At 65.8% G+C, this 12,352-nt stretch carries 10 protein-coding genes and 2 rRNA genes; 6 read left to right on the top strand and 6 right to left on the bottom strand.

What is annotated here, in order from left to right; all coding sequences use genetic code 11:
• Both rrf (ACQ5BL_RS21990) and rrf (ACQ5BL_RS21985) read left to right on the top strand, forming a co-directional pair.
• Window positions 1-87: ribosomal RNA gene (gene rrf, locus ACQ5BL_RS21990) — 5S ribosomal RNA — on the top strand; the annotation flags it as partial.
• Window positions 88-192: 105 nt separating this feature from the next.
• Window positions 193-308 (top strand): 5S ribosomal RNA (rrf, locus tag ACQ5BL_RS21985).
• A 665-nt stretch (window positions 309-973) separates the two neighbouring features.
• Here rrf (ACQ5BL_RS21985) and fabB read toward each other — a convergent pair.
• The 5 genes from fabB to ACQ5BL_RS21960 form a co-directional block, all read right to left on the bottom strand.
• Window positions 974-2,191, bottom strand: coding sequence for a beta-ketoacyl-ACP synthase I (gene fabB, locus ACQ5BL_RS21980; RefSeq protein ID WP_207888226.1), 1,218 nt, complete (start codon window positions 2,189-2,191; stop codon window positions 974-976).
• A gap of 10 nt (window positions 2,192-2,201) precedes the next feature.
• Window positions 2,202-2,717: a 3-hydroxyacyl-[acyl-carrier-protein] dehydratase FabA gene (gene fabA, locus ACQ5BL_RS21975; RefSeq protein ID WP_207888227.1), complete on the bottom strand. Its 516-nt coding sequence runs from the start codon at window positions 2,715-2,717 to the stop codon at window positions 2,202-2,204.
• A gap of 229 nt (window positions 2,718-2,946) precedes the next feature.
• Window positions 2,947-4,860: an ATP-binding protein gene (locus ACQ5BL_RS21970; RefSeq protein ID WP_430293263.1), complete on the bottom strand. Its 1,914-nt coding sequence runs from the start codon at window positions 4,858-4,860 to the stop codon at window positions 2,947-2,949.
• Window positions 4,857-5,777 (bottom strand): ABC transporter substrate-binding protein, encoded by a 921-nt coding sequence (locus ACQ5BL_RS21965; protein ID WP_430293262.1) that lies wholly within the window; start codon window positions 5,775-5,777, stop codon window positions 4,857-4,859. The genes ACQ5BL_RS21970 and ACQ5BL_RS21965 overlap by 4 nt, the downstream gene beginning before the upstream one ends.
• A gap of 1 nt (window position 5,778) precedes the next feature.
• A complete protein-coding gene (locus tag ACQ5BL_RS21960) occupies window positions 5,779-7,887 on the bottom strand; it encodes a TonB-dependent receptor plug domain-containing protein (RefSeq protein ID WP_430293261.1) in 2,109 nt (702 codons plus the stop codon).
• A 151-nt stretch (window positions 7,888-8,038) separates the two neighbouring features.
• On the opposite strand from ACQ5BL_RS21960, the gene ACQ5BL_RS21955 reads away from it, so the two are divergent.
• Genes ACQ5BL_RS21955 through sixA form a run of 3 tightly spaced genes read left to right on the top strand, consistent with a single transcriptional unit; the run spans window position 8,039 to window position 9,875 of the window.
• Window positions 8,039-9,061 (top strand): NAD(P)H-dependent glycerol-3-phosphate dehydrogenase, encoded by a 1,023-nt coding sequence (locus ACQ5BL_RS21955; RefSeq protein ID WP_243809317.1) that lies wholly within the window; start codon window positions 8,039-8,041, stop codon window positions 9,059-9,061.
• Window positions 9,062-9,072: 11 nt separating this feature from the next.
• A complete protein-coding gene (locus ACQ5BL_RS21950; RefSeq protein ID WP_207888232.1) occupies window positions 9,073-9,414 on the top strand; it encodes a DUF4389 domain-containing protein in 342 nt (113 codons plus the stop codon).
• Entirely contained in the window at window positions 9,411-9,875 is a 465-nt protein-coding gene (gene sixA / locus ACQ5BL_RS21945) for a phosphohistidine phosphatase SixA (protein ID WP_207888233.1), read from the top strand. The genes ACQ5BL_RS21950 and sixA overlap by 4 nt, the downstream gene beginning before the upstream one ends.
• Before the next feature lie 44 nt (window positions 9,876-9,919).
• On the opposite strand, the gene ACQ5BL_RS21940 is transcribed toward sixA, so the two are convergent.
• Window positions 9,920-10,414 (bottom strand): MgtC/SapB family protein, encoded by a 495-nt coding sequence (locus tag ACQ5BL_RS21940; RefSeq protein WP_243809318.1) that lies wholly within the window; start codon window positions 10,412-10,414, stop codon window positions 9,920-9,922.
• Window positions 10,415-10,683: 269 nt separating this feature from the next.
• On the opposite strand from ACQ5BL_RS21940, the gene ACQ5BL_RS21935 reads away from it, so the two are divergent.
• Window positions 10,684-12,351, top strand: a complete 1,668-nt coding sequence (locus ACQ5BL_RS21935; RefSeq protein ID WP_430293260.1) for an AMP-binding protein — start codon at window positions 10,684-10,686, stop codon at window positions 12,349-12,351.
• Window position 12,352: the final 1 nt, after the last annotated feature.

The raw sequence follows: 12,352 nt of genomic DNA, 5'->3' as shown, positions 1-12,352 counted from the left end.
TGATCCCATCCCGAACTCAGCAGTGAAACGACGCATCGCCGATGGTAGTGTGGGGTTTCCCCATGTGAGAGTAGGTCATCGTCAAGCGCCTATCCCAAAGCCCCTGGTCAGCATCGCTGGCCGGGGGTTTTGCTTATTAGTGAAAGCATACCGAATTCGGATGAGCGCCCAGGCGAGCATCCAACCGAATTGCTTGACGACCATAGAGCATTGGAACCACCTGATCCCATCCCGAACTCAGCAGTGAAACGATGCATCGCCGATGGTAGTGTGGGGTTTCCCCATGTGAGAGTAGGTCATCGTCAAGCTTCTAATTCCAAAGCCCCTGATCAGCGAGAGCTGGTCGGGGGTTTTGTTTTTTGGGGCGGAAAAAGCAACCTCAAGGCTTCTATGTAGGGCGCAATCAGCCGGTGATGAGGATGTGGGGCGGTTCGCGGGCATGGCCCGCTCCTACAAGAGCGCGGATAGCCCAGGCGGGCATAGAAGGCTTTGGTGATGAGAGAGGAGGGGCCGGCAGAGCCTCTACGCCGTGCTTCAGGGCGCCTACTCGATCTGGGGTATCGGGAGTTGCCCCATGCCTTTACGCAGGTGCTGTGGCGCTATGAAGAGGCTGCGCACGGCAATGCCCTCCAGGGCGCATGTGCTGACAATCTCAGCGGCCAATTGAGCAGGGGCTGGCCCAGCGGACTACGCGCTCAGGCGTGAAGGGTGCCGCCCCCGGCTCGATGACGCTCGGGGGACAGTCCTGGCCGTTGCTGTTTCCCTGACGACTGCCACTATCATCTCGCTGATGGCTGCAGCAGCTTCGCTGCGGGCCTTTCGAATCATCAGCTGCATCTGCATGCTCCCTGTTATCCAGCGCGCCTAATCCTGACCTGATTGGGGATGCGAGGCAAAGCTGAAGGGCAGGTGGCCAGGAACTGCAGACAACAAAAAAGGCGCCCTGGGGCGCCTTTCTTGTTTGGATCACCGATCAGCCGTTGTGGCGTTTCAGGACCAGGGTGGCGTTGGTGCCGCCGAAGCCGAAGCTGTTGCTCATGACGGTGTCGATCTTTGCGTTCTCGCGGGTCTCGCGCAGGATCGGCAGGTCGGCGACTTCCGGGTCCAGTTCGTCGATGTTCGCGGAACCGGCGATGAAGTTGCCTTCCATCATCAGCAGGCAGTAGATGGCCTCGTGAACGCCGGCGGCGCCCAGGGAGTGGCCGGACAGGCTCTTGGTGGAGCTGATGGCCGGGGCCTTGTCGCCGAACACTGCACGCACGCCACGGATTTCGGCGACGTCGCCGACCGGGGTGGAGGTGCCGTGGGTGTTCAGGTAGTCGATCGGGGTGTCCACGGTGGACAGGGCCTGCTGCATGCAGCGGATGGCGCCTTCGCCGCTCGGGGCAACCATGTCGTAGCCATCGGAGGTGGCGCCGTAGCCGACGATTTCGGCGTAGATCTTGGCGCCGCGCTTGAGGGCGTGTTCCAGCTCTTCGACCACGACCATGCCGCCGCCGCCGGCGATGACGAAGCCGTCACGCTTGGCGTCGTAGGCGCGGGAGGCCTTTTCCGGGGTCTCGTTGTACTGGGTGGAGAGAGCGCCCATGGCGTCGAACAGGCAGCTCTGGCTCCAGTGTTCTTCCTCACCGCCGCCCGCGAAGACGACGTCCTGCTTGCCCAGCTGGATCTGTTCCATGGCCTGGCCGATGCAGTGCGCGCTGGTGGCGCAGGCCGAGGAGATGGAGTAGTTCACGCCCTTGATCTGGAAGGGAGTGGCCAGGCACGCGGAAACGGTGCTGCCCATGGTGCGGGTGACGCGGTATGGGCCGATGCGCTTGACGCCCTTCTCGCGCAGGGTGTCGATGGCTTCCATCTGGTTCAGGGTAGAAGCGCCACCGGAACCGGCGATCAGGCCGGTGCGCGGGTTGGAGATCTGCTCGGGGGTGAGGCCGGAGTCCTTGATCGCCTGTTCCATCGCGAGGTAGGCGTAGGCGGCGGCGTCGCCCATGAAGCGGAAGACCTTGCGGTCGATCAGCTCTTCCAGGTTCAGGTTGACCGAACCGGAAACGTGGCTGCGCAGGCCCATCTCGGCGTAGCTCGGGTTGTGGCGGATGCCAGCACGGCCTGCACGCAGGTTGGCGGAGACGGTGTCTTTGTCATTGCCCAGGCAGGAAACGATGCCCAGACCGGTGATCACGACGCGACGCATGCGGATACCCTTAGAAGCTGTCAGTGGAAGTGAACAGGCCGACGCGGAGGCCTTCGGCGCTGTAGATTTCGCGGCCATCGACGCTGACGCTGCCGTCGGCGATGGCCAGAACGAGCGATCGATTGATCGTACGCTTGATGTGGATGTTGTAGGTGACTTTCTTGGCGGTCGGCAGGACCTGGCCGAAGAACTTCACTTCGCCCGAACCCAGGGCGCGGCCGCGGCCGGGGTTGCCCTGCCAGCCGAGGTAGAAGCCGACCAGCTGCCACATGGCGTCGAGGCCCAGGCAGCCCGGCATGACGGGGTCGCCTTCGAAGTGGCAGGCGAAGAACCACAGGTCGGGGTTGATATCCAGCTCGGCGACCAGTTCGCCCTTGCCATACTTGCCGCCGGTTTCGCTGATGTGAGTGATGCGGTCGATCATCAGCATGTTGGGGGCGGGCAGTTGCGCATTACCCGGGCCGAAGAGCTCGCCGCGGCTGCAACGCAGCAGGTCTTCTCGGGTGAAGGCGTGTTGTTTGGTCATGCGAGCTCCTCAAAAATCTTGGATGGCAGGCGGTGTTGGCTTCTGCCTGCGGCGCCGCGTTCCGTTTTTATTGTCACGGTCTCACGCGGCAGCCTAGTCATAGACTATTGCCTTAAGGTGAAAGTCACAGCTTCCGGCGAACGCTTGTTCACTTTTCGTCGGCGCCGGTTTTTTGTCAGGGGCAGATGCCCGTGGCCGGTCCGCAGTGTGGTGCAAGCTCGCGCGCGGATCAACGGCCTGGAGCAACCCAGCGCTGCAATATCCGTTGCAATTCGGCCCTTTTGAACGGCTTGGCCAGATAGTCGTTCATCCCGGCTTCCAGGCAGATTTCCCGGTCGCCCTGCAGGGCGTTGGCGGTCAGGGCGATGATCGGCACCTGTTCGCCGCCGGGTCTTGAGCGGATCTGCCGGGTGGCCTCGTAGCCGTTGAGTACCGGGAGTCGGCAATCCATCAGGATCACCGCGAATTCGCCACGCTCGGAGGTGCGGACCGCCTGGACGCCATCGCCCACCAGCGTGACGCGATAACCCAGGCTGCGCAACATAGCTTCTATGACCGTTTGATTCACCGGGTTGTCCTCGACCAGCAGAACGGACTGACCAGCGGCAAGCATATCGATGCCTACTGCGCTTTCCTCGGTGGTCGCCAGGCGTTCGCGGAAGGGCAGGGGGATCTCCAGGGTAAAGGTCGAACCGCAGCCTTCCTCGCTGGTGGCGCTGAGGGTGCCGCCCATGCGTTCGGCCAGGGTCCGGGCGATGGTCAGGCCCAGGCCGGTGCCGCCGTAGCGGCGCGAGGTGGAGGAGTCGGCCTGCTGGAAGGCATCGAACATGTGCTCAAGGCGCTCGCGGGAGATGCCGATGCCGCTGTCCTGCACCGAGGAGCTGAGCCACAGGACTTCTTCGTCCAGCGCCTGCCAGGTGGCTTCCAGCCGCACACCGCCTTCTTCGGTGAACTTCAGGGCATTGCCCAGCAGGTTCACCAGGATTTGCCGGATGCGCGTCGGATCGCCCTGAACTTCAAGCATATTCAGCCCGTCCTGGACCGCCAGTTCCAGCTCCAGGCCGCGCTGGTGGGCGCTGTGCTGGAAGACCTGCACGGAACTCTGGATCAGCTCCAGCAGGTTGAACGGGATGCGCTCCAGCTCCAGCGCGCCGCGCTCGATGCGGGAGAAGTCGAGGATGTCGTTGATCACCTTGAGCAGGTGCTCGGTGGACTCGGTCGCCAGCGCGCTGTACTCGGCCTGCTCCTGGTTCAGCTCGGTGGTTTCCAGCAGCTGCAGCATGCCCAGCACGCCATTCATCGGCGTGCGCAGTTCGTGGCTCATCATCGCCAGGAAGTCGGACTTGGCGCGGTTCGCCTCTTCGGCCTCCTCACGCGCGGCCACCAGCTGGGCGATGCTGCGCTCCTGCTCCAGGGCGGCCTGTTGCAGGCCGCGGGCGAGGTTGTTGATGTGCCGGGCGAGGTCGCCGACTTCGCCGTCGTCGGGCACCGGCAGGGCGGTGTGGTAGTCGCCGCTCTGGATTGCCTGCACCGCGCGCCCCATGGTGCTGATCGGCGCGGCCAGGCGCTGCGCCAGGCGCCGGGCCAGCAGGTAGGTCAGCACCAGGGCGAAGAGCGCCAGGAGACTGGCCTTGAAGAGGATTTCCTGCTGCCGTTCGCTGAAGGCATCGCTGGCCATCCCGACCACTACCCGGCCGAGGTAATCGTTGCTGGAGGTCGTGGCGGCGCTGGCATCGAGGGCGACGTCCAGGTTGCCGCCATTGAGCTGGATGTTTTCGCGCTGGATTGCCGCGTGGAAGATTTCCACCTTGGTGCTGGCCTGCGCCGGATCGGCGGGATGTTCGACGTAGACCAGGATGTTGTCGCCGCGGTCGCGCACTTCGATGAAGCGCACGTGGGCCGTGCCGAGGGTGGCCCGCAGCAGGCTCTGCAGCACCGGCAGGTTGCCGGAGATGACGCCGTATTCGGCGGCCGGCGCCAGCTGGTTGGCGATCAACTGGCCGGTGTGGTTGGACTCCTGCCGCAGGTCCTGCAGGCGCGAGTAGGTGAAATAGCCGGTGAGCAGCAGTGTCAGCAGCAGCGCCGGACCGAGGCTGATGGCCAGCATGCGCGTCTGGATATTCCAGCTCTTGCGGGCGCTCATGGGGATTCTCCTTCGGCGAGACGATGCGCGAGCGTGGCGTCGTCCGGCAGCTCGATGCTCAGCGAACGCGCCACCTGGCGGTTGCTCTGCACCTTGAATCGTTCAGGGTAGAGGCTCGGGGGCCATTGCGACGGCGGTTGGTCGAGCAGCGGGTTCAGCGTGTCCAGCCAGTCGCTCTGGTCGCTGTAGGTGCTGGCCAGGCTGCCGGCCCTGACGAAGGCCACGGTGGGGCCGATCAGGGCGTGATTCTCGGCATAGGCGCTGAGCAGGATGCCTTTGACGGTACGCGGGTTGTAGAGCAGTTTGTCGTCCAGCCCGAGCAGCAGGTCACTGCTGTCGAGCAGTTCACGCAACGGGCGGGGATCGTCGCTGCGCTCCTGCAATTGGGTGACCAGCTCGACGCCGACCTGCCGGGCCTGTTCCGACAATTCGTTGAGCAGGAACTCGCTGGCGGGGCTGAAGAGCACGCCGATGCGCTGTGGCCTGGGGTGCAGTTGCAGGGCCAGTTGCAGTTGCCGGGCGGGAGGCGGATCGCTCCAGAGCAGGCTGATGCCCTCGCGGTGGCGGCCGTCGAGCAATTGCTGAGCCTCCACGCGACTGACCAGCAGCGTCAGCGCGGGCGGGCCCTGTTCGCTGGCGAGGCGCCAGTTCAGCGCGGCGGTCCCCAGCAGCAACAGATGGGTCTCGGGGGAGAGCGTCGAGGCTGGGGGGAGCTCGTCAGGCGATTGCAGACGAATCTGGTCCTCCGGGCGTCGTTCGGCGAGCGCCTGGCTGAACGCCTGCACGGCGGCGCTCTGGTCGCTGCTGACCAGCAGCAGTTCGCGGGCCTGCGCAGGCAAGGCCAGCAGGCAGGCCAGGCCCAGCAGCCAGGTCCTGAGCCGGTTTCCGAGGCTCATCCCTGAGCGGCGGGCCGCCATGCTAGAAATCCACCTCGGCGCTGAAATACAGCAGGTGGCGGTCGTCGTAGCGGTTTTCCGGCCAGGTCAGCGGCTCGTCGTCCAGGCGTTGCTGCAGCACTCCTGCCAGTTCCAGTGCGGCCTTGCCCAGGGGAATACGCTTGGCCACGCGCAGGTCCATGCGCTCGAAGCGATGTTCGTTCAGCGCGTCGTCGCCGTAATAGAACACTGCGCTCGACCAGCCTCGTCCCCAGTCGCGCATCCAGCCCGCCGAGCCGCTGTTGCGGGCGGTGAGGCGCTGGTCGTAGCGGCTGCTGGCCTCGTAGTCGACATAGGCGTAGGTGAAGCGCAGACGATCCCGCAGGCCGACGCGCCAGTCCAACTGGGTCTCGGCGCCGTTGAAGCGGATATCGTTGTCGTTGCTGGGCTCGAAGTCGGTCAGTTTCAGCGGATCGCTGATCAGACCGTGGATTTCGTCGTGGTACGCCTTCACGTCCAACGCCAGGCCGATCTCGTCGAACTGGCCGTTGTAGCCGACTTCCCGCGAGCGCATGCGCTCCTGATCCAGGTCCCCCGGCCCGTGGGCGCGGGCGAAATAGTAGGCCGTGCTCTGGCCGTAGGGGTTCGGCGTGAGGTCGCGCGCGCGGTAGCTCCAGTTCACGTCGTTCTCGTACATGTCGGGCGAGCGCACGGCTTCGGAGTACACCGCCCGCAGGCTGTGTCGCGGCGTGATCAGGTAGTTCAGGGCGATGCGCGGGCTGACCGAGCTGCCGGAGGTCTGGTCGTCTTCCAGCATGGCGCCACCCTGCAGCAGCCAGTGGGGCGTCAGGTGCCATTCCAGCTGGCTGAACAGCCGCCAGATTTCATTGTTCACCGTACCGTTGAAGTAGGTCTCGGAGACCGCCTGGTCGTGGCGATAGCTCATGCCGGTCAGCAGCCGCACGCCGTCGCTCAGGCTCAGGGTGTCCTGCATTTCCAGGTCGTAGCGGGTTTCCCGGATGTTCTGGTTCACCCAGCCGCAGGCTGGCGCGCCGGCCCCGCCGACGATCTGCTGCAGCACCTGCCTGGCCAGGGCCTGTTCCTGGGCGGTGCCCTTGGGGATGCTCGGCAACGCGTCGCCCAGCTTGTTCACGTACTTCGGGTTGAGTGCCCAGAGCTGCGCCAGTTGCGGGCTGAACACGATCTGCGCCTCGCAGGCGCGGAAGTCCTGCAGGCGCTCCCAATGCTCGGCGTAGCTCTGGACGTAGAAGCTGTGCTGCGGGTTGGCGTCGAAGGTCCAGCGCACGGAGCCGGCGTAGTCGCGGGCGGTCAGGTCGGAGTCGCTGTCGCCGGCGGGAATGCCGTCGAACACCGGGCGGTAGTTGTACGGGCGCTGGTTGCTGCCTTCCTTCGCGGCGATCTGCCAGTCCAGGCTGTTGCGCAGGTCGAGGCTGTGGTTGGCCACCAGGTTGAAGCGGGACAGGCGGCGGCCGTCGCGGTAGTCGCGGTCGAACTGGTCGTGGTCGAAGCCGTCGTCCGCCTGGCCCGAGAGCGACAGGCGATAGTCGCTGGCCTCGCCGCGCAGCCCCTGGCTCGCGTACCAGTCGCGGATGCCGTTCTGCCCGGCGGTGTACTTCAGGCGCGTGCCCTGGCTGTCGGCGGGGTGGCGGGTGAGGATGTTGATCACGCCCATCAGCGCGTTGGCGCCGTAGCTCACGGCGTTCGGCCCGCGGAAGACCTCGATGCGGTCGATATCCTCGATGGCCACCGGAATGTCGCTCCAGTCCACCGTGGCCAGGCCCGGGCGGTACACCGAGCGGCCGTCCACCAGTACCTGCAGGCGGCGCGCCTCGGTGACGTTGGTGCCGTGGTAGTTCACCGTGGCCTGGTTGCCCGACAGGTAGCCGACCATCATGCCCGGCACCAGGCGCATCAGCTCGGGGATGTCGCGGGCGCCGGTGGCGTGGATCAGGTCGCGGTCGAGCACCGTCATGCTGCCCGGCACCTCGGCGGGCGACTGCTTCAGGCGGCTGGCGGTGAGTACGTCCGGCACTTCCACGCGATCGACGAAGAGATCGCCGGCGACTGCCTGGCCCGCCAGCAAGGCGGCAAGCAGGGACAGCGGCAGGGGAGCGCGGGAGGAAAGCTGCACGGAACGGCCTTGTTCTCGATTTTTTCTTCAATGAACGGATGGTAAACGAGGCGCCGTTGTTTGCCAGTCCTGCGATCCGGACTGGTCGCTGCGCGACGGGGCCTTATAATGCCTCAATCGCCGCCACAAGGCGGCCCGTAATGGATCAGACATGACTGAGCAGCAACCGATCGCCGTCCTCGGCGGTGGCAGTTTCGGTACCGCGTTCGCCAATCTGCTGGCGGAGAACGGCCAGCGCGTTCGCCAGTGGATGCGCGACGAGGAACAGGCCGAAGCGATCCGCACCCAGCGCGAGAACCCGAACTATCTCAAGGGCGTGCGTATCCATGCCGGCGTAGAGCCGACCACCGACCTGCCGGCGACCCTGGCCGCGTGCGAAATGATCTTCGTCGCCGTGCCGTCCAGCGCGCTGCGCAAGGTGCTGGAGGGCCGCAGCGAAGCGCTGGCGGGCAAGATGCTGGTCAGCCTGACCAAGGGCATCGAGGCGCAGACCTTCAAGCTGATGAGCCAGGTCCTCGAGGAAATCGCGCCGAAATCCCGCATTGCGGTGATCTCCGGCCCGAACCTGGCTCGGGAGATCGCCGAGCACGAGCTGACCGCCACCGTGGTCGCCAGCGAGGACGAGGACGTCTGCAAGCGGGTGCAGGAAGCGCTGCACGGCCGCACCTTCCGCGTCTACGCCAGCGGTGACCGCTTCGGCGTCGAACTGGGCGGCGCGCTGAAGAACGTCTACGCCATCATCGCCGGCATGGCTGCGGCACTGGGAATGGGCGAGAACACCAAGGGCATGCTGATCACCCGCGCCCTGGCGGAGATGACCCGCTTCGCCGTCAAGCTCGGCGCCAACCCCATGACCTTCCTCGGCCTCGCCGGGGTGGGCGACCTGATCGTCACCTGTTCGTCACCCAAGAGCCGTAACTATCAGGTGGGCTTCGCCCTGGGCGAGGGCCTTTCCCTGGAAGACGCCGTGGCGCGCATGGGCGAGACCGCCGAGGGCGTGAACACCCTGCGGGTGCTCAAGGCCAAGGCCGACGAGCTGCAGGTCTACATGCCGCTGGTGGCCGGCCTGAACGCCATCCTGTTCGGCGGCCGCACGCTGGAGCAGGTCATCGGGGCGCTGATGAGCGGCGAGCCGAAGACCGATGTCGACTTCATTCCCACTACCGGTTTCTGAGGAAGGTCCCCATGTCCGCTGAACGTATGGAAAAAGAATCCCTCGTCCTGCGAGTCGTCTGGATGCTGGTGTTCGCCCTGGTCTGGTTCGTCGCCGAAATCCTGCTCGGCGTCGTGGTGGTGGTCCAGCTGATCTACCGCATCATCTACGGCGCGCCGAGCGGCAGCCTGATGGCCTTTGGCGACAGCCTCAGCCAGTACTTCGCGCAGATCGGCCGCTTCGGCACCTTCCAGACCGAGGAGAAGCCCTGGCCGTTCGCCGACTGGCCGGCAGCTCGCGCCCCCGAGGGTGAGCCGCCGCACAGCGTGCCGCCGGCCGAGCATCCGGCGCGTGACGAAGAGCCCAAGCTGTGAAGCTCTGGCTGCTGCGCCACGGCGAGGCCGAACCCCAGGCCCGCCGTGACTCGGAGCGGCGCCTGACCGCCCACGGCCGCAAGGAAGTGCTCAAGAGCGCGGCCCAGCTCGCCGGCCAGCCGATTGACGGCATCCTCGCCAGCCCCTATGTGCGCGCCCAGGAAACCGCCGAGCTGATCCGTGAGGCCCTGGGCTTCGACGGTTCCGTCGGCACGGCTCCCTGGCTGACCCCGGACGACGACCCCAAGGACGTCCTGCGCTTCCTTGACGGCCGCACCGAGCGCAACCTGCTGCTGGTCAGCCACCAGCCGCTGATCGGCTCCCTGGCCGGCCTGCTGGTTCACGGCAGCCGCAGCGATGCCGTGCCCTTCAGCACTGCATCGCTGGCCGAGCTGGAGGGCGAATGCCCGGTGGCAGGGCTGATGGAACTGATATCGCTGCACCATCCGCGGCACAACTGAGCGCGTGTGATGCCCCAAGAACAAGGCCCCGAAAGGGGCCTTGTTCATCTCAGCGGATCATCTTCGTCGGTCAGCTTGGGCGGCGGCTTGCGGAAGCGTGCATCGATGCGGCGTTCCAGCCAGCTGCCGAAACTGAGGATCAGCAGCGTCAGGACCACCCCGATGGCGGCGGTGAGCGCGTGGCCGCTGCCGCAGGCGATGCCGATCATGGACGACACCCAGATGGTGGCGGCGGTGGTCAGGCCTTCCACGCGGTAGCGGCGCTCGTGGTGGACGATGACCCCGGCGCCGATGAAGCCGATGCCGGTCAGCACGCCCTGGACGACCCGGCTGGCGGCGTCGGCGCTGGCCGGGTGCAGTTGCTGGATGACGCCCACCGCCAGCGCGGCGGCGAGAGCGGTGAGGGCGTGGGTGCGCAGGCCGGCGGGGCGGTTGTGCAGCTCGCGGTTGAGGCCGATCAGGCCGCCGCAGACGGTGGCGATCAGCAGGTTCAGCAGCAGGTCGAGCTGGCCTGGCGGTATCTGGAAGGCTTCCGGCATGGCGTATATCCGTCGGGGGATTCTCGAAAGGGTAGTGCGCCTTCGCTCCCGAGGCGCTGCCGCAGGGCAAATCGTCGCGGGAAATTTCGCCGAAAGTCCCGTGCTAGAGCAGCGGCACTCCAGGTGTAGGACGCACCCTACAAAAGTTCACACTCTCAGCCTTGTTTGCCGGGCCCGTGCATGGAATATTCAACCAAGCAAGTGCTTGGTTGATCCATCGCTCTACCTCTGAGCTACACCTCTGAACAAGAACAACAAAGGAGGGGCACGTGGTTAAAGCAGTCCGATTACCGCTCGAGCTGATCTATCAGCGCGAGACCAGTCACCCGAACAAGCCTTACCTCGTCCAGCCCCTGGGTGGTGGCGAGGTGGAAACCCTCACCTGGGGCGAAGTGGGCGATCAGGCGCGGCGCGCCGCCGCCTGGCTGCGCAGCCTGGAGCTGCCGGCCGGCAGCCGGGTGGCGATCATTTCCAAGAACTGCGCGCACTGGGTCGTCGCCGATATCGCCATCTGGATGGCCGGCCATGTCTCCGTGCCGCTGTATCCCAACCTTACCGCCGACTCCGTGCGCCAGGTGATGAACCACTCCGAGGCGGCGGTGGCCTTCGTCGGCAAGCTGGACGACTGGCCGGCGATGGCCGATGGCGTTCCGCCGGGCGTGCCGACCGTGGCGCTGCCGCTGCATCCGCCGGGGCACTTCGATCACCAGTGGGCCGATATCCAGAAACAGTCGCCGATCCGCGACGATCCGCGTCCCGACGCCGGCACCCTGGCGACCCTCATCTACACCTCTGGCACCACCGGCACGCCCAAGGGTGTGATGCACACCTTCGGCAACTTCGCCTTCGCCGCCAGCCATGCCATCGACCTGTTCGGCGTCGGCGAGCAGGACCGGCTGCTGTCCTACTTGCCGCTGTGCCACGTGGCCGAGCGCATGTTCGTGGAAATGGCCTCGATCTATGCCGGCCAGACGATCTTCTTCGCCGAGAGCCTGGACACCTTCGTCGCCGACATGCGCCGCGCGCGGCCCACGGTGTTCTTCGGCGTGCCGCGTATCTGGACCAAGTTCCAGATGGGCGTGTTCGCGCAGATGCCAGCGCAGAAGCTCGACCGCCTGTTGCGCCTGCCCATCGTCGGGCGCCTGGTCGGCCGCAAGGTGCTCGCGGGCCTTGGCCTGGATGCCGTGCGCTACGCCCTCTGCGGCGCCGCACCGGTGCCCGACGCGCTGCTCGACTGGTACAAGCGCCTCGGCCTCAATGTCCTGGAGGTCTACGGCATGACCGAGAACTGCGGCTATTCCCATGTCTGCCGTCCCGGCGAGCAGCGCAAGGGCTGGATCGGCCGCAACAGCCCCGGCGTGGAAGTGCGCATCAGCGACGAGGGTGAGGTGCAGGTGCGCAGTGGCGCGACCATGCTCGGTTACTACAAGGACCCGGAACGCACCGACGAGGCCATCACCCGTGACGGCTTCCTGCGCACGGGCGACAAGGGCGAGCAGGATGCCGAGGGCAACTTGCGCCTGACCGGCCGCATCAAGGAAATCTTCAAGACCGCCAAGGGCAAGTACGTGGCCCCTGCGCCCATCGAGAACCGCCTGGCCGTGCACTCGCGCATCGAGCAGATATGCGTGGTTGGCGACGGCCTGATCGCCCCGCTGGGGCTCTGCGTGCTGTCGGAAATCGGCCGGCAGGAAGCGGCCAACGGCGCCCGTGGCGAGTTGGAGCAGAGCCTGAAAACGCTGCTGGAAGAGGTGAACAACGCCCTGGACAAGCACGAGCGGCTGGCCGGACTGGTACTGGTCCGCGATGTCTGGACGGTGGACAACGGCTTCCTCACCCCTACGCTGAAGATCAAGCGCAACGTGGTGGAAGGCACCTACGGCCAGCGCTTCAATGAATGGGCGGAGCGTCGCGAGGCGGTGCAGTGGCATGACTGAA

The organism is Pseudomonas sp. B1-22 (genome assembly GCF_050474425.1).
GTDB lineage: Bacteria > Pseudomonadota > Gammaproteobacteria > Pseudomonadales > Pseudomonadaceae > Pseudomonas.
The sequence above is the reverse complement of the archived record's forward strand: the minus strand, read 5'-3'. Positions and strand labels throughout refer to the sequence as shown.

Excerpts from the sequence above, each read along its gene's own strand:
- ACQ5BL_RS21940 (WP_243809318.1), bottom strand. The coding sequence starts at position 10,414 with ATGCCGGAAGCCTTCCAGATACCGCCAGGCCAGCTCGACCTGCTGCTG.
- fabA (WP_207888227.1), bottom strand. The coding sequence starts at position 2,717 with ATGACCAAACAACACGCCTTCACCCGAGAAGACCTGCTGCGTTGCAGC.
- ACQ5BL_RS21965 (WP_430293262.1), bottom strand. The coding sequence starts at position 5,777 with ATGGCGGCCCGCCGCTCAGGGATGAGCCTCGGAAACCGGCTCAGGACC.
- fabB (WP_207888226.1), bottom strand. The coding sequence starts at position 2,191 with ATGCGTCGCGTCGTGATCACCGGTCTGGGCATCGTTTCCTGCCTGGGC.
- ACQ5BL_RS21955 (WP_243809317.1), top strand. The coding sequence starts at position 8,039 with ATGACTGAGCAGCAACCGATCGCCGTCCTCGGCGGTGGCAGTTTCGGT.
- ACQ5BL_RS21950 (WP_207888232.1), top strand. The coding sequence starts at position 9,073 with ATGTCCGCTGAACGTATGGAAAAAGAATCCCTCGTCCTGCGAGTCGTC.
- ACQ5BL_RS21970 (WP_430293263.1), bottom strand. The coding sequence starts at position 4,860 with ATGAGCGCCCGCAAGAGCTGGAATATCCAGACGCGCATGCTGGCCATC.